General features: G+C 71.0%; 15 protein-coding genes. 9 read left to right on the top strand and 6 right to left on the bottom strand.

The genetic code is table 11. The annotated features are described in order from the left end of the window. Nucleotides 1–7 precede the first annotated feature (7 nt). Nucleotides 8–499: a MarR family transcriptional regulator gene (locus tag GHR20_RS12200; RefSeq protein ID WP_111584707.1), complete on the bottom strand. Its 492-nt coding sequence runs from the start codon at nucleotides 497–499 to the stop codon at nucleotides 8–10. Between the two features lie 317 nt (nucleotides 500–816). On the opposite strand from GHR20_RS12200, the gene GHR20_RS12205 reads away from it, so the two are divergent. Next, nucleotides 817–1593 (top strand): lysozyme, encoded by a 777-nt coding sequence (locus GHR20_RS12205; RefSeq protein ID WP_243878334.1) that lies wholly within the window; start codon nucleotides 817–819, stop codon nucleotides 1591–1593. A 133-nt stretch (nucleotides 1594–1726) separates the two neighbouring features. Here GHR20_RS12205 and lon read toward each other — a convergent pair whose 3' ends face one another. Both lon and GHR20_RS12215 read right to left on the bottom strand, forming a co-directional pair. After that, nucleotides 1727–4153, bottom strand: a complete 2427-nt coding sequence (lon, locus tag GHR20_RS12210) for an endopeptidase La (protein WP_153813185.1) — start codon at nucleotides 4151–4153, stop codon at nucleotides 1727–1729. An 81-nt stretch (nucleotides 4154–4234) separates the two neighbouring features. Continuing rightward, nucleotides 4235–5008, bottom strand: coding sequence for a rhomboid-like protein (locus GHR20_RS12215; RefSeq protein ID WP_243878010.1), 774 nt, complete (start codon nucleotides 5006–5008; stop codon nucleotides 4235–4237). A gap of 240 nt (nucleotides 5009–5248) precedes the next feature. On the opposite strand from GHR20_RS12215, the gene GHR20_RS12220 reads away from it, so the two are divergent. The 4 genes from GHR20_RS12220 to GHR20_RS12235 all read left to right on the top strand — a co-directional run bounded on the left by GHR20_RS12220 (nucleotide 5249) and on the right by GHR20_RS12235 (nucleotide 12000). Next, nucleotides 5249–5926 carry a spermidine synthase gene (locus GHR20_RS12220; protein WP_153813186.1) on the top strand — a complete coding sequence of 226 codons (678 nt, stop codon included), beginning with the start codon at nucleotides 5249–5251 and terminating at the stop codon, nucleotides 5924–5926. A gap of 111 nt (nucleotides 5927–6037) precedes the next feature. Then, nucleotides 6038–6784 (top strand): response regulator transcription factor, encoded by a 747-nt coding sequence (locus tag GHR20_RS12225; RefSeq protein ID WP_111584712.1) that lies wholly within the window; start codon nucleotides 6038–6040, stop codon nucleotides 6782–6784. Further along, complete coding sequence (locus tag GHR20_RS12230) at nucleotides 6781–7905, top strand: ATP-binding protein (RefSeq protein ID WP_111584713.1); 1125 nt, start codon at nucleotides 6781–6783, stop codon at nucleotides 7903–7905. The genes GHR20_RS12225 and GHR20_RS12230 overlap by 4 nt, the downstream gene beginning before the upstream one ends. 291 nt (nucleotides 7906–8196) lie before the next feature. After that, a complete protein-coding gene (locus tag GHR20_RS12235) occupies nucleotides 8197–12000 on the top strand; it encodes a multifunctional oxoglutarate decarboxylase/oxoglutarate dehydrogenase thiamine pyrophosphate-binding subunit/dihydrolipoyllysine-residue succinyltransferase subunit (protein WP_111584858.1) in 3804 nt (1267 codons plus the stop codon). 105 nt (nucleotides 12001–12105) lie between these two features. Here the strand turns inward: GHR20_RS12235 and GHR20_RS12240 are convergent, their stop codons facing one another. After that, nucleotides 12106–12288, bottom strand: a complete 183-nt coding sequence (locus tag GHR20_RS12240; RefSeq protein WP_019058231.1) for a DUF6104 family protein — start codon at nucleotides 12286–12288, stop codon at nucleotides 12106–12108. 190 nt (nucleotides 12289–12478) lie between these two features. Between GHR20_RS12240 and GHR20_RS12245 the strand changes: the two genes are divergently transcribed. After that, nucleotides 12479–13354 (top strand): DUF4097 family beta strand repeat-containing protein, encoded by an 876-nt coding sequence (locus GHR20_RS12245; protein WP_153813187.1) that lies wholly within the window; start codon nucleotides 12479–12481, stop codon nucleotides 13352–13354. 1 nt (nucleotide 13355) lies between these two features. Then, complete coding sequence (locus GHR20_RS12250) at nucleotides 13356–14333, top strand: PadR family transcriptional regulator (protein ID WP_153813188.1); 978 nt, start codon at nucleotides 13356–13358, stop codon at nucleotides 14331–14333. A 96-nt stretch (nucleotides 14334–14429) separates the two neighbouring features. Here the strand turns inward: GHR20_RS12250 and GHR20_RS12255 are convergent, their stop codons facing one another. After that, a complete protein-coding gene (locus GHR20_RS12255) occupies nucleotides 14430–15395 on the bottom strand; it encodes a zinc-binding dehydrogenase (RefSeq protein WP_111584716.1) in 966 nt (321 codons plus the stop codon). A 196-nt stretch (nucleotides 15396–15591) separates the two neighbouring features. Then, a complete protein-coding gene (locus GHR20_RS12260) occupies nucleotides 15592–16815 on the bottom strand; it encodes an NADP-dependent malic enzyme (RefSeq protein ID WP_111584717.1) in 1224 nt (407 codons plus the stop codon). Nucleotides 16816–17434: 619 nt separating this feature from the next. Here GHR20_RS12260 and GHR20_RS12265 point away from each other — a divergent pair. Both GHR20_RS12265 and GHR20_RS12270 read left to right on the top strand, forming a co-directional pair. Then, complete coding sequence (locus GHR20_RS12265; protein ID WP_153813189.1) at nucleotides 17435–18391, top strand: ABC transporter substrate-binding protein; 957 nt, start codon at nucleotides 17435–17437, stop codon at nucleotides 18389–18391. 37 nt (nucleotides 18392–18428) lie between these two features. After that, the gene (locus GHR20_RS12270) at nucleotides 18429–19361 is read left to right on the top strand and encodes an amino acid ABC transporter permease (RefSeq protein WP_111584720.1); all 933 of its coding nucleotides are present in this window, start codon (nucleotides 18429–18431) and stop codon (nucleotides 19359–19361) included. The last annotated feature ends 32 nt before the right edge of the window (nucleotides 19362–19393 follow it).

The raw sequence follows: 19393 nt of genomic DNA on the forward strand, positions 1-19393 counted from the left end.
CCGCGGGTCACCTCTCCATGACCCCGTTCAACTCGTGCAGCAGCCGGGCCAGCTCGGCCACCTCGCGGCGGTCCCAGTGGGCGAGCTGGCTGACGTACCGGGCACGGCGGGCCTCGCGGACCGTGCCGACCCGGCGGTGGCCCTCCTCGGTGAGGGTGACGAGCCAGGCGCGGCCGTCGGCGGGGTCGGGCTCCCGGGTGATCAGGCCCAGCTCCTCCAGCGCGCGCAGCTGGCGGGACATGGTGGCCTTGCCGACGCCGAAGTACCCGGCGAGTTCGGTGGCCCGCCGGCCGCCGTGCTCGTTCAGCCGGATCAGCAGCCCGTAGGCGGAGGACTCCAGGTCGGGGTGGACCTCCCGGGCCATCTCGCCCTGGTTGGCGCGGGCGCGTCGCAGCAGTACGGTCAACTCGCGTTCGAGTGCCAGGAATTCCTGGTCTGCACCACTGGGCGTCACCTGCTCGGCGACGCGTGCTTCTGCGCCGTTTCCGTCCTCGTGCACGTCACACCCCTGATCGGTTTCGCGGTCCTGAAAGTTTCTGCCAAACGCGGTCATAGCCGCAGCTCCGTAAGTATTTCGCAGGCGTAGACCAACGGCGGCGGCCGGACCCCCTTCCCACGCCGCTGTCTACGTGCGTAGCTTTTTCGTCAGGGCATTGAATGACATGACCACGACAGTGCGCCACTTCCGAGGTCACTGCCATGCTCCCCCCACTTCCGCCCCGCCTTCCCCGCCCTCGTCACCCTCCCCACCCTCCCCGGAGGCACGTCATGCCCGCGCCCAGACCCCGCTCGCTCCGTCCGCGCCCGCTCGCCGTCATGGTCACGGCCCTGTTCGCGGCGATGGCCTGCGCACTCCCCCTCGGCACCGCCCAGGCCGCGTCCACGCCCACCCGCGGCACCGCCTACATGGGTGAGACCGTCGCCGCCCACGACGGCACCCACTCCACCCCCACCAGCGGCGACGCCACCCAGACCGAGGGGGTGGACGTCTCCAACTACCAGGGCAGCGTGGCCTGGTCCACCCTGTACGGCAGCGGCGTCCGCTGGGCGTACACGAAGGCGACGGAGGGCACGTACTACACGAACCCCTCCTTCGCCCAGCAGTACAACGGCTCGTACAACGTGGGCATGATCCGCGGCGCGTACCACTTCGCCACCCCGGACACCACCAGCGGCGCCACCCAGGCGAGCTACTTCGTCGCGCACGGCGGCGGCTGGTCCAAGGACGGCAGGACCCTGCCGGGCGTGCTCGACATCGAGTGGGACCCGTACGGCGCCGCCTGCTACGGCAAGTCCGCCAGTGCGATGGTCAGCTGGATCGCGGACTTCCTGAACACGTACAGGTCCCTCACCGGCCGGGACGCCGTGATCTACACCGCCACCAGCTGGTGGACCGAGTGCACCGGCGACTACGCCGGGTTCGCGGGCAGCAACCCGCTGTGGATCGCCCGCTACGCCTCGTCCGTGGGGACGCTGCCGGGCGGCTGGTCGTACTACACGATGTGGCAGTACACCTCCTCCGGCGCGACCGTCGGCGACCACGACTACTTCAACGGCGCGCTCGACCGCGTCCAGGCGCTCGCCAACGGCTGACGGACCCGGCGGCGGCAACCGGGGCGCCGCCGGCCGGCGCCCGCCACGCCCGGCTCGGCGAGCCGGGCGTGCGCACGGCGAGGGCCCGGGCCTCCCTCACGGGACCCGGGCCCTGCCGTACCCGAGGCGTCCGTCACGCCGCCAGGGGAACCTCCGGCGCCGCCGCGTCGGCCGTGGCCGCGGGCGCGAGCGCCAGCTCCAGGACCTGGCGGACATCGGTCACGGTGTGGACGTCGAGCTTGTCCAGCACCTCGGCCGGGACGTCGTCCAGGTCGGCCTCGTTGCGCTTGGGGATGATCACGGTGGTCACCCCGGCGCGCTGCGCGGCGAGCAGCTTCTGCTTCACCCCGCCGATCGGCAGCACCCGGCCGGTCAGCGAGACCTCACCGGTCATCGCCACGTCGGTGCGCACCTGGCGGCCGGAGAGCAGCGAGGCCAGCGCGGTGGTCAGGGTGACACCCGCGCTCGGGCCGTCCTTCGGGACCGCGCCCGCCGGGAAGTGGATGTGCACGCCCCGGTCCTTCAGATCGGTCACCGGCAGCCCCAGTTCGGCGCCGTGGCCGCGCAGGAAGCTCAGCGCGATGCGCGCCGACTCCTTCATCACGTCGCCCAGCTGACCGGTGAGGGTCAGCCCCGCCGCGCCGGTCTCCGGGTCGGCTAGGGACGCCTCCACGAAGAGCACGTCGCCGCCCGCGCCGGTGACCGCGAGCCCGGTCGCCACCCCGGGCACGGCGGTACGGCGCTCGGCCGGGTCCTGCGCCGACTCGGGCACATGGTGCGGCCGCCCGATCAGGGCGCGCAGGTCGTCGTCCGCGACCGTGCACGGCAGTTCCCGCTCGCCCAGTTCGTGCTGGGCCGCGACCTTGCGCAGCAGCCGGGCGATCGAGCGCTCCAGATTGCGCACGCCCGCCTCGCGCGTGTACTCGCCCGCGAGCCTGCGCAGCGCGCTCTCCGCCAGCGTGACCTCGCCGGTGTCGAGCCCGGCCCGCTCCAGCTGGCGCGGCAGCAGGTGGTCCCGGGCGATGACGACCTTCTCGTCCTCGGTGTAGCCGTCCAGGCGGACGATCTCCATACGGTCGGCGAGCGCCTCCGGGATCGCCTCCAGCACGTTGGCGGTGGCCAGGAAGACGACGTCGGACAGGTCGAGTTCGACCTCCAGGTAGTGGTCGCGGAAGGTGTGGTTCTGCGCCGGGTCGAGCACCTCCAGGAGGGCGGCGGCCGGGTCGCCCCGGAAGTCCGAGCCCACCTTGTCGATCTCGTCCAGGAGCACCACCGGGTTCATGGACCCGGCCTCCTTGATCGCGCGCACGATCCGGCCGGGCAGCGCGCCGACATACGTACGGCGGTGACCGCGGATCTCGGCCTCGTCGCGGACGCCGCCGAGCGCGACGCGGACGAACTCGCGGCCCATGGCGTGGGCGACGGATTGTCCCAGACTGGTCTTTCCGACACCTGGCGGACCTACGAGCGCGAGCACCGCGCCCCCGCGCCGCCCGCCGATCACACCGAGGCCGCGGTCGCCGCGCCGCTTGCGCACCGCCAGGTACTCGGTGATGCGCTCCTTGACGTCCTCCAGGCCCGCGTGCTCCGCGTCGAGGACCGCCTTGGCGCCCCGGATGTCGTACGCGTCCTCCGTCCGCTCGTTCCACGGCAGTTCGAGGACGGTGTCCAGCCAGGTGCGGATCCAGCTGCCCTCGGGCGACTGGTCGGAGGACCGCTCCAGCTTGTCGACCTCCTTGAGCGCGGCCTCGCGGACCGTGCCGGGCAGGTCCGCGGCCTCCACCCGGGAGCGGTAGTCGTCGGACTCCTCGCCCTCCTGGTCGCCGTTCAGCTCGCGCAACTCCTTGCGGACGGCCTCCAGCTGACGGCGCAGCAGGAACTCGCGCTGCTGCTTGTCGACGCCCTCCTGGACGTCCTTGGCGATGGTCTCGGCCACGTCCTGCTCGGCGAGGTGGTCGCGCAGCTGCTGCGTGGCGAGCTTGAGGCGGGCCACCGGGTCGGCGGTCTCCAGCAGTTCGACCTTCTGCTCGGTGGTGAGGAAGGGCGAGTAGCCGGAGTTGTCGGCGAGCGCGGAGACGCCCTCGATGGCCTGGACGCGGTCCACAACCTGCCAGGCGCCGCGCTTGCGCAGCCAGCTGGTGGCGAGTGCCTTGTACTCCTTGACGAGTTCGGCGACCTGGCCGGGCAGCGGCTCGGGCACGGAGTCGTCCACCTCGGCGCCCTCGACCCACAGGGCGGCGCCCGGTCCGGGGGTGCCCGCGCCGATGCGGACGCGGCCGCGGCCGCGGATCAGCGCGCCGGGGTCGCCGTCGGCCAGCCGGCCCACCTGCTCGACCGTGCCCAGCACACCCGTCCTGGCGTACGTGCCGTCGACGCGCGGTACCAGCAGCACCCTGGGCTTGCCGGGTTCCGAGCGCGCGGCGGCCTGGGCGGCCTCCACCGCGGCGCGGACCTCGGCGTCGCTCAGGTCCAGCGGGACCACCATGCCGGGCAGCACGACCTCGTCGTCGAGCGGCAGCACGGGCAGGACGAGCGTGAACGCCGGTGACTCAGCAGCCATGATCTCCCCTTCGGCAGTCAACTTGAGTTATGCCGACTCAATGTTCATCGCCGGGGAATGTTCCCCGCAGGGCGTTCGCTGTCAGCGATCACCCTGTAGGCGCAGGTGGGAGGGGGTTTTGAGGGCGGCCCAGCGGCGGACGACGGGCCATGTCGAGACGCCGATCGTCAGCGCGATCAGGTGGCCCCAGTTCGTCATGGGGTCCGTATAGGCGAGCAGATCGGCCAGCAGGAGGTAGGCCGTGCCGGCGAGGAGGGGCCAGCGCAGCCAGGGGCGCAGGAGGCCGGCCAGGGCGCCGGTGCTCGCGGCGACGCCGAAGCTGATGCCGTAGTCCAGGCGGTGCAGGGAGGTCTCCGGGAGATGCCCCGCGAGGACCGCGAGGCCCACCGGGACCTCCGTCGCCAGGGTGGCCAGCACATGGCCCGCGAGGAAGACGCAGGCGGCCCGCGCACCCCCTATCCGGCGCTCCAGCGCGGTGAGCACGAGGACGAACGCGAGCGCGTACGGCGAGACCAGCCCGCCCGCGATCCACAGCGCGCTGGCCAGCAGCACCACGACGGGCGAGCGCATCAGGTGCGCCACGTCCGTACTGGAGCCCTGGTAGAGGGCGTACACCAGGGCGGGGGGCGCCTGGGCCGCGATCAGGGAGGTGACGGCCAGCAGGGCCGCGTAGCCGAAGGTGAACGGCGTCCCGGCGGGCGTCGGCAGCAACAGCGGCGTCGGCCGCGACAGCCGGGGGCGCGCCCGCGGCACCGCGGGGCGGCGGGCGGGCGGCGGCGCGGGCAGCACGGTCCGCTGGCGGGGCACACCGTCCAGCAGGTCCGCGCCCACGGTCTTCGGCGCGATCCGTTCCACGGTGGCGCTCCTTCCGTTCCCGCCCACCCTCCGTGCTGGAGGAAGCCGCTGTCCACGTCCGGAGCCCAAGGAGAGCGATTTCACGGCAACCTCATAAGTTCCGGCCACGCCCGGCAGCCGCACCCCGGCCGCCTGCCGCCCCGCCCGCCCGTCGCCCTGCCGCCCCGGCACCCGCGCCCCCACCGGCCCGGCATCCGCAATTGCCGTGAAAGCAAAGCCCCGTTCAAGCAGGATGGAGTCATGGCTGCCCCAGACGACTCCCCCGTGGTGCTGGACCGGCGCGAGGGGCCGTACGGCGAGGTGGTGCTGCGCAGGCACGGCGCGCTGCTCCAGATCATCGCCAACGGCTGCTTCCTCATGGACACTTCGGACGGCCGCTCGGAGCGGCTGCTGATCGACGCGGCGCACGACGCCCTCGACGGGCGCCCGGCGCCGGCCGTGCTGATCGGCGGCCTGGGCGTCGGGTTCTCACTCGCACACGCGTCCGATGATCCCCGCTGGGGACGGATCACGGTCGTGGAGCGGGAGCCCGCCGTCGTGGACTGGCATCACGGGGGCCCGCTGGCCGGACTGACCCGCGCCGCACGGGCCGATCCGCGCACCAGGATCGTCCGGGACGACCTCGTCCGTTACGTCAATGAGACATCGGACACGTTCGACGCCCTGTGCCTCGACATCGACAACGGCCCCGGGTGGACGGTCACCGGGGACAACGAGGGCCTGTACTCGCCGGCCGGACTGGCCGCCTGCGCACGGGTGTTGAGACCGGGCGGGGTGCTTGCCGTATGGTCGGCGCGGCCGTCTCCGGAATTTGAAGGAACCTTGCGGAATGCCGGGTTCCGACGGGTGCGTACCGAAGAGGTGCCCGTTGCCCGGGGAGTTCCGGACGCCGTGCACCTCGGCATCCGCCCTGGATAGCGACGGCACCGCCGATCCCCGTAGGGTGCTGCCCTGACGCGGATCTTTCGCGTCGAGCGCAGACATGGGATCACCCCACGGGTTCCGGAAAGCAACAAGCAGGGGCGGGCGATGGAGCAGACACACACCTCCCAGAGCGGCGCGGCGGCGACGACCACCACTCCGGGCGCCCAGCGCCGGGTACTGGTCGTCGAGGACGACACCACGATCGTCGACGCCATCGCGGCCCGGCTCCGCGCCGAGGGCTTCCTCGTGCAGACCGCGGCCGACGGACCGGCCGCCGTGGACACGGCCGAGGCGTGGCAGCCCGACCTGCTGATCCTCGACATCATGCTGCCCGGCTTCGACGGCCTGGAGGTCTGCCGGCGCGTGCAGGCCCAGCGTCCGGTGCCGGTGCTGATGCTCACCGCGCGGGACGACGAGACGGACATGCTGGTCGGGCTCGGCGTCGGCGCCGACGACTACATGACCAAGCCGTTCTCCATGCGCGAGCTGGCCGCACGGGTGCATGTGTTGCTGCGCCGGGTGGAGCGGGCCACCATCGCCGCCTCCACGCCCCGCTCGGGCATCCTGCGCCTCGGCGAACTGGAGATCGACCACGCGCAGCGCCGGGTGCGGGTGAAGTCCGAGGACGTCCACCTGACGCCCACCGAGTTCGACCTGCTGGTCTGCCTGGCCAACACCCCGCGCGCGGTGCTCTCCCGGGAGCAGCTGCTGGCCGAGGTCTGGGACTGGGCGGACGCCTCCGGCACCCGCACCGTCGACAGCCACATCAAGGCGCTGCGCCGCAAGATCGGCGCCGAGCGCATCCGCACCGTGCACGGTGTGGGCTACGCGCTGGAGACGCCGAACCCGTGAGCGTGAGCGGGCGCCAGGCCGCACGGAGGAGCTCCGGGGTCCGCACGGAGGACCCCTGGGGCGGCGTACGCCCCTTCTCGATCAAGACCAAGCTGACCGCGCTGGTGGTCATCGCGGTACTGATCACCACCGGTCTGTCGATCGTCGCGGTGCACACCAAGACGGAGCTGCGCTTCATCACGGTGTTCTCGATGATCGCCACCCTGCTGATCACCCAGTTCGTGGCGCACTCGCTCACCATGCCGCTGGACGAGATGAACACGGTCGCCCGTGCCATCTCGCAGGGCGACTACACCCGCCGGGTGCGCGAGAGCAGACGCGACGAACTGGGCGACCTGGCGCAGACGATCAACGTCATGGCCGACGAGCTGGAGGCCCAGGACCGCCAGCGCAAGGAACTGGTCGCGAACGTCTCCCATGAGCTGCGCACCCCGATCGCGGGCCTGCGCGCCGTGCTGGAGAACATCGTCGACGGGGTCACCGAGGCCGATCCGGAGACCATGCGGACGGCCCTGAAGCAGACCGAGCGGCTCGGCCGCCTGGTGGAGACCCTGCTGGACCTGTCCCGGCTCGACAACGGCGTCGTACCGCTGAAGCTGCGGCGCTTCGAGGTGTGGCCGTACCTGTCGGGCGTGCTGAAGGAGGCCAACATGGTCGCCTCGGCGCGCGCGGGCATGGCCACCGGCTCGGGCAGCCACACCCGTACCGACGTCCATCTGCACCTGGACGTCTCCCCGCCGGAGCTGACCGCGCACGCGGACCCCGAGCGCATCCACCAGGTCGTCGCCAACCTGATCGACAACGCGGTCAAGCACAGCCCGCCGCACGGCCGGGTGACCGTGAAGGCGCGGCGCGGGCCCCAGCCGCAGTCGCTGGAGCTGGAGGTCCTGGACGAGGGTCCGGGCATCCCGCGCTCGGAGTGGCACCGGGTCTTCGAGCGGTTCAACCGGGGGGCCGTGACCCGGCCGCACGGCCCGGGCAGCGACGGCGGCACGGGCCTCGGGCTGGCGATCGCCCGCTGGGCGGTGGATCTGCACGGCGGCCGGATCGGGGTGGCCGAATCGGAGCGGGGCTGCCGGATCATCGTCACTCTTCCGGGAGCGAACTCCGCTTCAAGTTGACGTAAAGTTCCAGCGAAGGCACAAGATCCACGGTCCTCTGCGCCGTCTTCGCGCAGCTGGACACGTGTGAAGCGACACAGGCTCGCGCCGCCCGCAGAAGCCGGGGGCGCAGGGCCGGGCCAGTGCACCCGGAACCACGCTTGTTTCCCGCCATTTCAAGCCCTGAAACAAGATTTTCGATGTGACTTACACGACGATGAACGGGCCCGACCTGACCTTCACCGTCTCCAAGGCGTAGCCTTTATTCCCGCTGTCCATCACCTTGTGAAGCGGAAGAGGGCGGTTGCCGCCGTGTCGCCACAGTCCCCCAGTAACTCGAGCATCTCCACCGACGACCAAGCCACCGGGAAGAACCCCGCGGCCGCGTTCGGCGCGAACGAGTGGCTCGTCGACGAGATCTATCAGCAGTACCTCCAGGACCCGAATTCGGTAGACCGTGCCTGGTGGGACTTCTTCGCCGATTACAAGCCGGGTGCGCCTGCCACGCCCGCGCCGGCGGGTACTGCGGCCGCGGGGGTCGCAGCGACCCCCGCCCCGGCGCCCCAGGCCGCTCCGGCGCCCGCGGCTCCGGCGGCCCCGAAGCCCGCCGCCGCCCCGGCGCCCGCGGCTGCGGCTCCCGCCGCGGCTCCCGCGGCGAAGACGGCCCCCTCCCCGGCCAAGCCGGCGCAACCCGCACAGGCGCCCGCTCAGCCCAAGGCGCAGGCCGCTCCCGCCGCCGAGGCCCCCGCCGGCCCCGAGCAGATCACGCTGCGCGGTCCCGCCGCCGCGGTCGCGAAGAACATGGACGCCTCGCTGGAGATGCCGACCGCCACCTCGGTCCGCGCCGTCCCGGTGAAGCTGCTGTTCGACAACCGCATCGTCATCAACAACCACCTCAAGCGCGCCCGCGGCGGGAAGATCTCCTTCACGCACCTCATCGGGTACGCGATGGTGCAGGCCATCAAGGCCATGCCGGCGATGAACCACTCGTTCACCGTCAAGGACGGCAAGCCGACCCTGGTCAAGCCGGCCCACGTCAACCTCGGTCTCGCCATCGACCTGGTCAAGCCCAACGGCGACCGCCAGCTCGTCGTCGCGGCGATCAAGAAGGCCGAGACGCTGAACTTCTTCGAGTTCTGGCAGGCGTACGAGGACATCGTCCGGCGCGCCCGCGAGGGCAAGCTGACCATGGACGACTTCACCGGTGTCACGGTCTCCCTGACCAACCCCGGCGGCCTGGGCACCGTGCACTCCGTGCCGCGGCTGATGCCCGGCCAGGCCGTGATCATGGGCGTCGGCTCCATGGACTACCCGGCCGAGTTCCAGGGCACCAGCCAGGACACCCTGAACAAGCTCGGTGTCTCCAAGGTCATGACCCTCACGTCGACCTACGACCACCGGGTCATCCAGGGCGCCGCCTCCGGCGAGTTCCTGCGCCAGGTCTCCAACCTGCTGCTCGGCGAGAACAAGTTCTACGACGACATCTTCGAGGCGCTGCGCATCCCCTACGAGCCGGTCCGCTGGCTCAAGGACATCGACGCGTCCCACGACGACGACGTCACCAAGGCCGCGCGCGTCTTCGAGCTGATCCACTCCTACCGGGTCCGCGGCCACGTCATGGCCGACACCGACCCGCTGGAGTACCGCCAGCGCAAGCACCCCGACCTGGACATCGTCGAGCACGGCCTCACCCTGTGGGACCTGGAGCGCGAGTTCGCCGTCGGCGGTTTCGCCGGCAAGTCGATGATGAAGCTGCGCGACATCCTCGGGGTGCTCCGCGACTCGTACTGCCGCACCACCGGCATCGAGTTCATGCACATCCAGGACCCCAAGCAGCGCAAGTGGATCCAGGACCGGGTGGAGCGCGGCCACGCCAAGCCGGAGCGCGAGGAGCAGCTGCGCATCCTGCGCCGGCTGAACGCCGCCGAGGCGTTCGAGACCTTCCTGCAGACCAAGTACGTCGGCCAGAAGCGCTTCTCCCTGGAGGGCGGCGAGTCCGTCATCCCGCTGCTGGACGCGGTCATCGACTCCGCCGCCGAGTCCCGCCTGGACGAGGTCGTCATCGGCATGGCCCACCGCGGCCGGCTGAACGTGCTCGCCAACATCGTCGGCAAGTCGTACGCGCAGATCTTCCGCGAGTTCGAGGGCAACCTCGACCCGAAGTCGATGCACGGCTCCGGCGACGTGAAGTACCACCTGGGCGCCAACGGCACCTTCACCGGCCTGGACGGCGAGCAGATCAAGGTCTCGCTGGTCGCCAACCCCTCCCACCTGGAGGCGGTCGACCCGATCCTGGAGGGCGTCGCCCGCGCCAAGCAGGACATCATCAACAAGGGCGGCACGGACTTCACCGTCCTGCCGGTGGCGATCCACGGCGACGCGGCCTTCGCGGGCCAGGGCGTGGTGGCCGAGACCCTGAACATGTCGCAGCTGCGCGGCTACCGCACCGGCGGCACCGTGCACATCGTCATCAACAACCAGGTCGGCTTCACCGCGGCCCCCGAGTCCTCGCGTTCCTCCATGTACGCGACGGACGTGGCCCGCATGATCGAGGCCCCGATCTTCCACGTGAACGGCGACGACCCCGAGGCCGTCGTCCGGGTCGCCCGGCTGGCCTTCGAGTTCCGCCAGGCGTTCAACAAGGACGTGGTGATCGACCTCATCTGCTACCGCCGCCGCGGTCACAACGAGTCGGACAACCCGGCCTTCACCCAGCCGCTGATGTACGACCTGATCGACAAGAAGCGCTCGGTGCGCAAGCTCTACACCGAGTCCCTGATCGGTCGCGGCGACATCACCCTGGAAGAGGCCGAGCAGGCCCTCCAGGACTACCAGGGCCAGCTGGAGAAGGTCTTCACCGAGGTCCGCGAGGCCACCGCGCAGCCGGCCGCCGGTGCCGCCCAGGAGGCCCAGGACGGCTTCCCGGCCGCGGTCCCGACCGCCATCTCCGCCGAGGTCGTCAAGCGGATCGCCGAGTCCCAGGTCAACATCCCCGACCACATCACGGTGCACCCGCGGCTGCTGCCGCAGCTCCAGCGCCGTGCGGCGATGGTCGAGGACGGCACCATCGACTGGGGCATGGGCGAGACCCTGGCCATCGGCTCCCTGCTGCTCGACGGCACCCCGGTCCGCCTCGCGGGCCAGGACTCCCAGCGCGGCACCTTCGGCCAGCGCCACGCGGTGCTGATCGACCGGGAGACCGGCGAGGAGTACACCCCGCTCCAGTACCTCGCCGAGGAGCAGGCGCGGCTGAACGTCTACAACTCGCTGCTGTCCGAGTACGCGGCCATGGGCTTCGAGTACGGCTACTCGCTCGCGCGTCCCGACGCGCTGGTGATGTGGGAGGCCCAGTTCGGCGACTTCGTCAACGGCGCGCAGACGGTCGTCGACGAGTTCATCTCCTCGGCCGAGCAGAAGTGGGGCCAGACCTCCGGCGTCGTCCTGCTGCTGCCGCACGGCTACGAGGGCCAGGGCCCGGACCACTCGTCCGCGCGCCCGGAGCGGTTCCTCCAGCTGTGCGCCCAGAACAACATGACGGTGGCCATGCCCACCTCGCCGTCGAACTACTTCCACCTGCTGCGGTGGCAGGTGCACAACCCGGCCCACAAGCCGCTGGTCGTCTTCACCCCGAAGTCGATGCTGCGTCTGAAGGCCGCCGCCTCCAAGGCGGAGGAGTTCACGACGGGCGGCTTCCAGCCGGTCATCGGCGACGCCACCGCCGAGGCGGCCGCGGTCCGCAAGGTCGTCTTCTGCACCGGCAAGGTCTACTACGACCTGGAGGCCGAGCGTAAGAAGCGCGGCGCCACCGATACGGCGATCATCCGCATCGAGCGCCTGTACCCGCTGCCGGGTGCCGAGCTCCAGGCGGAGGTCAACAAGTACCCGAACGCCGAGAAGTACCTGTGGGTCCAGGAGGAGCCGGCGAACCAGGGTGCCTGGCCGTTCATCGCGCTCAACCTGATCGACCACCTCGACCTGGCGGTCGGCGCGGACATCCCGGCCGGCGAGCGGCTGCGGCGCATCTCGCGCCCGCACTCCTCGTCCCCGGCGGTGGGCTCCGCCAAGCGTCACCAGGCCGAGCAGGAGCAGCTGGTGCGTGAGGTGTTCGAGGCGTAAGCCTCCGGCACGACAGCGCCGAGGGCCCGGTTCCGTACGGAACCGGGCCCTCGGCGCTGTTCTGTTTCCCCCTGCTTACTCGTCCTTGCTCGTCCTTGCTCGTTCCTACTCGTCGTCCTCGTCGTCGTCGAGGCGGGCGAGCCAGGTGGCCAGGCGCTCCACGGGCACCTCGAAGTCGGGGTTGAGGTCCACGAAGGTGCGCAGCTGCTCGGCGAGCCACTCGAAGGTGACCTCCTCCTCGCCGCGCCGCTTCTCCAGCTCCTCGATGCCGCGGTCGGTGAAGTACATGGGGTTGCGTCTCCTGGTCTGCGAATGCGCCCGGGCCGGTGGGACAGGCGCCGGCGTCGCCACCAGCCTAAGCAATGCGCGGCGTGCCGTTCCCGGAAGAGTGTCTTGACTTCACGGGACCACGATATATCGTGTTTCCGGGAGGACGCGATATGGCGCGTCGCGATCGTGTACGGCCGAGGAGGTCCCCATGTCCGAGTGGTCCGTCGCCGAGCCACAGAAGCTGACGTTCGACACCCCGGTGAGCACCCTCCAGGTGCGCATCGTGAACGGCACGGTGAATGTGGTGGGGGCCGAGGAGGGCCCCGCCCGCCTGGAGGTCTCGGACATCGAGGGCCCGCCCCTGCTGGTGACGCACGAGAACGGCACCCTGACGGTGGGGTACGAGGACCTGACCTGGCAGGGCTTCACCAAGCTCCTGGACCGCAGCAGCTGGCGCCGCAACGCGGTCGTCTCGCTGACGGTCCCGGCGGACGCCCGGGTCGAGGTGGGCACGGTCGGGGCCGGCGCGGTGGTCTCCGGCATCCGGGGCCCGGCGGTGGTCCGGGGCGTCACCGGTGACACCGCCCTGGTCGGCCTCTCCGGACCGGTCCAGGCGAACACCGTGTCCGGGAACCTGGAGGCGCAGGCCGTCACCGGCGAGCTGCGCTTCTCCTCCGTCTCCGGCGACCTGACCGTGGTCGAGGGCTCGGGCCCCACCGTGCGGGCCGACTCGGTCAGCGGCTCGATGATCGTGGACCTGGACCCGGAGGGCCCGACGGACGTCCACCTCACCAGCGTCTCGGGCGAGATCGCCATCCGGCTGCCGCATCCGGCGGACGCGGAGGTGGAGGCGAACACGGCGAGCGGCCGGATCTCCAACGCCTTCGAGGGACTGCGGGTGCACGGCCAGTGGGGCGCCCACAAGATCACCGGCCGGCTGGGCGCGGGCACGGGACGGCTCCGGGCCACCACGGTCTCCGGCGCGATCGCCCTGCTCCGGCGCCCCGACCGGGCGACCGACGGCACGACCGTCGACCCGAGCGACGGCCCGACCGACGGCCCGACCGACAAGAAGGTGCTCTGACATGCCCCCCGTCTTCGCTCACGGGCGCCTGCGCCTGTACCTGCTCAAGCTGCTGGACGAAGCCCCGCGCCATGGCTACGAGGTGATCCGCCTCCTGGAGGAGCGCTTCCAGGGGCTGTACGCGCCCTCGGCGGGCACCGTCTACCCCCGGCTGGCCAAGCTGGAGGCCGAGGGCCTGGTCACCCACACCACCGAGGGCGGCCGCAAGGTGTACGCCATCACGGACGCGGGCCGCGCCGAACTGGCCGACCGCAGTGGCGAGTTGGCCGACTTGGAATTGGAGATCCGCGAGTCGGTGGCGGAACTCGCGGCCGAGATCAAGGCCGATGTGCGGGGCGCGGCCGGCGATCTGCGCCGTGAGATGCGGGCGGCCGCGTCGGAGGCCCGCGGGGGTGGCGAAGCCGCCGGGGAGCCCGACGACAAGGACGCCTGGCGCGCCGCCAAGGAGGAGATGCGCCGGGTCCGGCAGGAGTGGAAGGAGCAGGCCCGCCGCGCCAAGGACGAGAGCCGCCGGGCCCGCGAGGAGGCCCAGCGCGCCCGCCATCAGGCCCAGGAGGCCCAGGCCCGGGCCCGCGCCCAGGCGCAGGAGGAGATGCAGCGGGTCGCCCGCCGCGTCCAGGACCACTTCGCGCGCGGCAACTGGCCCGCGGGCGTCCGCGAGGGCCTGACCGAACTGGCCCGGGAACTGGGCGACCTGAGCAAGGACTGGACCAGCCCCCGGCCGGCCCCGGCCCCGGCTCCCTCACCGGCCCACACCACGACGGACTTCCCCGCCGAGTACGTCCCCGCCTGGGCCCACGAGCCGCCCACCGACGACCCCGCCCGCGACCTCGATCGCCTGCTGGACCGCTTCCGCGACGACATCCGTGATCTGTCCCGCGACCACGGCGTGACCCCGGACCAGTTGCGGACGGCCCGGGAGCAGCTGTCGCGCACCGCGGCGGAGATCACCTCGGTCCTGCGCCCGCCGAAGGGATAACGGAAGGGGTGGCCGACGGGGTGGCGGAAGGCGGGCTCGGCACCCCGGACCCGCCCACGACCCGCCCGCTGCCCCGTCCCCGCCCCGCCGGCGAGGTCAGGACGTCGTCAGTACGATCTTCCCGAACTGGTCGCCGGACTCGATCCGTTCGAAGCCCTCCCGGGCGCGGTCCATCGGGAGCACCTCGTCGATGACGGGCCGTACGCCGGTCGTGGCGCAGAAGGAGAGCAGGTCCTCCAGCTCGTCCTTGGTGCCCATGGTGGAGCCGACGACCTTCAGTTCGAGGAAGAAGATCCGGGTCAGCTCGGCATGCGAGGGCCGGTCGCCGCTGGTGGCGCCGGAGATGACGAGCGTCCCGCCGGGACGCAGCGACTTCACCGAGTGGGACCAGGTCGCGGCGCCCACGGTCTCGATGACCGCGTCCACCCGCTGCGGCAGCCGCGCCCCGCTCTCCACGGCCTCCACGGCGCCCAGTTCCAGGGCCCGCTTCCGCTTGGCCTCGTCCCGGCTGGTGGCGAACATCTTCAGGCCCGCCGCCCTGCCGAGCACGATCGCGGCCGTGGCGACCCCGCCGCCCGCGCCCTGCACCAGGACCGAGTCCCCGGGCCGTACCCCGGCGTTGGTGAACAGCATCCGGTACGCCGTCAGCCACGCGGTGGGCAGACAGGCGGCCTCGGCGAAGGACAGCTCCTTCGGCTTGGGCAGCACATTGAAGGTCGGTACGGCGACCTGTTCGGCGAAGGTGCCCTGGTAGCGCTCGGTCAGGATGGAGCGGGGCTCCTTCGGGCCGACGCCGTGGCCGGTCTGGCCGATGACGGAGTGCAGGACGACCTCGTTGCCGTCCGCGTCGACCCCGGCGGCGTCGCAGCCGAGGATCATCGGCAGCCGGTCCTCCGGGAGGCCGACGCCCCGCAGGGACCAGAGGTCATGGTGGTTGAGGGAGGCGGCGCGCACGTCGATGGTGCTCCAGCCGGGGCGGGCCTCGGGAGCCGGACGCTCCCCCAACTCGAGGCCGGAGAGCGGCTGGTCGCGGTCGATTCGGGCGGCGTAGACGGCGAACATGCTGCCGACGATAGGGGCGAGAGGACGATCAGGGGAACCGGGCCGCGCTGTGACACATGCCCTCTTGCACTCCGGCACCCGGGCGGCGCAGCGGGCCGCGCGGCCGTTCACGGGTCACCGCGCGGCGCGGGACCGAGGTGGCCGGCGGGAAGCAGACGGCCCCGCCCGGAGTACGGGCGGGGCCGTCCCAGCCGCGTCAGCGACGGGCAACGCCCTCCGCGCGCGCCGCCGCGGCCACCGCCGCGGTGACCGCCGGAGCGACCCGCTCGTCGAACGGCGACGGGATCACGTAGTCCGCCGCGAGATCGTCACCGACCACCGAGGCCAGCGCCTCGGCCGCCGCGATCTTCATTCCCTCGGTGATCCGGGAGGCCCGCACCTGGAGGGCGCCCGCGAAGATCCCGGGGAAGGCCAGCACGTTGTTGATCTGGTTCGGGAAGTCCGAGCGCCCGGTGGCCACGACCGCCGCGTACTTGTGCGCGACCTCGGGGTGCACCTCGGGGTTCGGGTTGGCCATCGCGAACACGAAGGCGCCCTCGGCCATACCGGCCACGGCCTCCTCGGCGACGGTGCCGCCGGAGACGCCGATGAAGACGTCCGCGCCCTGGAGCGCGTCCGCCAGCGTGCCGCTGAGGCCGGCCTTGTTGGTGAAGCCGGCCAGCTCGCGCTTGACCTGGGTCAGGTCCTCGCGGTCCGCGGAGACGACGCCCTTGCGGTCCGCCACCGCCACATCGCCGATGCCGGCCTCGACCAGCATCTTGGCGATGGCGACCCCGGCCGCGCCGGCGCCCGAGATCACGGCGCGCAGCTGGCCGATCTCCCGGCCGCTGAGCCGCGCCGCGTTGCGCAGCGCCGCCAGCGTCACCACGGCGGTGCCGTGCTGGTCGTCGTGGAAGACCGGGATGTCCAGGCGCTCCTGGAGGCGGCGCTCGATCTCGAAGCACCGGGGCGCCGAGATGTCCTCCAGGTTGACTCCGCCGAAGGAGGGAGCGAGCCGGACGACGGTCTCCACGATCTCGTCCACGTCGGTGCAGTCGAGCGCGATCGGCACCGCGTCGACTCCGCCGAACTGCTTGAACAGGATCGCCTTGCCCTCCATCACGGGGAGGGACGCCTGGGGACCGATGTCCCCGAGTCCGAGCACCGCCGTGCCGTCGGTGACGACGGCGACGACGGAGGACTTCCATGTGTAGTCGTTGACGAGCTCCGGCTGTTCCGCGATCGCGGTGCACACCCGCGCGACGCCGGGCGTGTACGCGAGGGAAAGGTCGTCCTTGTCGCGGACCGGCACGGTGGCTTGCACAGCCATCTTGCCGCCGCGGTGCAGAGCGAACACCGGGTCGAAGGAATCGAGGGGCTCGGCCCCGCCGTCCTGGTCCGTACCGATGTCGCTGCGAGGATTGACGATCTCCGCTGCCACTTGTTCTACCCCTTAGCTATGCATGGTTTGAGGGTCGACCACTCCTGGTGAGGGGTGGGCGGGCACCGCGCAGGGCCCGATTGCGGATACGCACGGGTCATGCGCGACGGGCGCGCCGCACACGCGCCCTGAGCCCCGGATGAGGGGTGTAAAGAACCTTCTTACCGGACAGACGGCGCCCACGACGAGTCCAATAGGTGCAAGGTCACATCTGGGAACCAGTTCGCCACACAGAGATGACATACCGCTGACGGCCACGCTGACGGCGACGCGGGGCTCCGGGGACTCGACGGGTCCGGACGGCTGCGGCGGGCGCACGACACGGTCGTACGACACCCACAGGTCCGGCCGTCCACATGGTGGGACGTGCCGGCTGTTTTCCGGCGGTGGGACGGGATTCGCGCAGGTGGCCCGGTGCGGTATGGCACCGAGAGACCAAGGATGTACCGACCTGATCGGATTCGGGGGTCACCCGTTATCCGATTTTGACATATCGGCGCCCCTGGATGGCGTAGTCCGAATGGCAAGATGCCGTAAACCCGCGAGGTCGCGCCACCCAATGGTGTGTGTTCTCGTCTACCCAGCGGCAAACTCTTCGCTTACGCCGGAGGAATCCACGATGACCGCACGTTCCACCCGTCGTTCGACCGCCACGCGTCCCCGGCTGGCTGCGGTCGGTGCGATCGCGGTCGCAGGCGCCCTGCTGCTCACCGGCTGCGGTGACCAGACGAAGGACAAGAGCAACGACTCCGGCAGCGCCGCGGCCGGTGCCCCGCTCGCGAGCAAGCTCCCGCAGTCCGTCCGCGCCAAGGGCAAGGTCCTGGTCGGTTCGGACATCGCCTACGCCCCGGTGGAGTTCAAGGACTCCAGCGGCAAGGCCGTCGGTCTGGACCCGGACCTCGCCGCCGCGCTGGGCAAGCAGCTCGGGGTGAAGTTCGAGTTCCAGAACGGCACCTTCGACGCCCTGCTCACCGGCCTGCGCTCGGGCCGCTACGACATAGCCATGTCGGCCATGACCGACAACAAGGACCGCCAGCAGGGCATCGACGGGGACACCGGCAAGAAGGTCGGCGAGGGCGTCGACTTCGTCGACTACCTGACCGCCGGCGTCTCGATCTACACGCGCAAGGGCGAGACCCAGGGCATCACCGGCTGGTCCGACCTGTGCGGCAAGAAGATCGCCGTGGAGCGCAGCACCGTCTCGGAGGACCTGGCCAAGGCCGAGGCCAAGAAGTGTCCGGCCGGCAAGAAGCTCTCCATCGAGCCCTTCGACGACGACCAGCAGTCCCAGACCCGGCTGCGCTCGGGCGGCGTGGACGCGGCCTCCTCCGACTTCCCGGTCGCGGCGTACGCGGCGAAGACCTCCGGCGGCGGCAAGGACTTCCAGATCGTCGGCGACCAGGTCTCGGCGGCGCCGTACGGCATCGCGGTCTCCAAGGAGGCGACCCAGCTGCGGGACGCGATCAAGGCCGCGATGGACGCGATCATCAAGAACGGCGAGTACCAGAAGATCCTCGCGAAGTGGGGCGCCCAGGACGGCGCCGTCAAGGAATCCGTGATCAACGGCGGCAAGTGACCCGCGTACCCAGCGGCCACCGAGAGGCAGCACATCCGTGACGGACATAGAGAAGACGGCCGGGGAGCAGGGCACTCCCCCGGCCGGCCCGGAAGCCATCAAGGCCATCCCGGTGCGGCACTACGGACGCTATGTGTCCGCCGTCGTCGCCATCGCGATCCTCGTCGCGATCATCAACGCCTTCAGCCAGGGCAAGATCAACTGGCATGCGGTGCCGGAGTACTTCTTCGACCACCGGATCATGACCGGTGTCAGCAAGACGCTGCTGCTGACGGTCCTCTCGATGCTGATCGGCATCGTCGGCGGTGTCGTCCTGGCCGTCATGCGGCTCTCGAAGAACCCGGTGACCTCGTCCATCGCGTGGTTCTACATCTGGTTCTTCCGCGGCACCCCGGTCCTGGTCCAGCTGTTCCTGTGGTTCAACCTGGGCCTGGTCTTCGAGTACATCAACCTGATGCCCTTCTACAAGGACTACTGGTCGAACTTCATGACGCCGCTGCTGACGGCGCTGCTCGGCCTGGGTCTGAACGAGGCGGCGTACATGGCCGAGATCTGCCGGGCGGGCCTGCTCGCGGTGGACGAGGGCCAGACCGAGGCGGCCCAGGCGCTGGGCATGAGCCATGCGAAGACGCTGCGCCGGGTGGTCATCCCGCAGGCGATGCGGGTGATCGTGCCGCCGACCGGCAACGAGGTCATCAACATGCTGAAGACGACCTCCCTCGTGGCGGCCGTCCAGTATCCCGAGCTGTTCCGCTACGCCCAGGACATCGGCCAGAACTCCGGCGCCCCGGTGGAGATGTACTTCCTGGCCGCGGCCTGGTACCTGATCATGACCTCGGTGCTCAGCGTGGGCCAGTACTACATCGAGCGGTACTACGCCCGCGGTTCCAGCCGCAGCCTCCCGCCCACCCCGTGGCAGAAGGTCAGGGCGCATCTGACGACCTTCTCCAGCAGGAAGGTCATGGCATGAGCGACAAGCCGAGCAAGCGGGACTCCGCAGCC

Origin of the sequence: Streptomyces sp. SUK 48, from assembly GCF_009650765.1 — a bacterium.
Classification (GTDB): domain Bacteria; phylum Actinomycetota; class Actinomycetes; order Streptomycetales; family Streptomycetaceae; genus Streptomyces.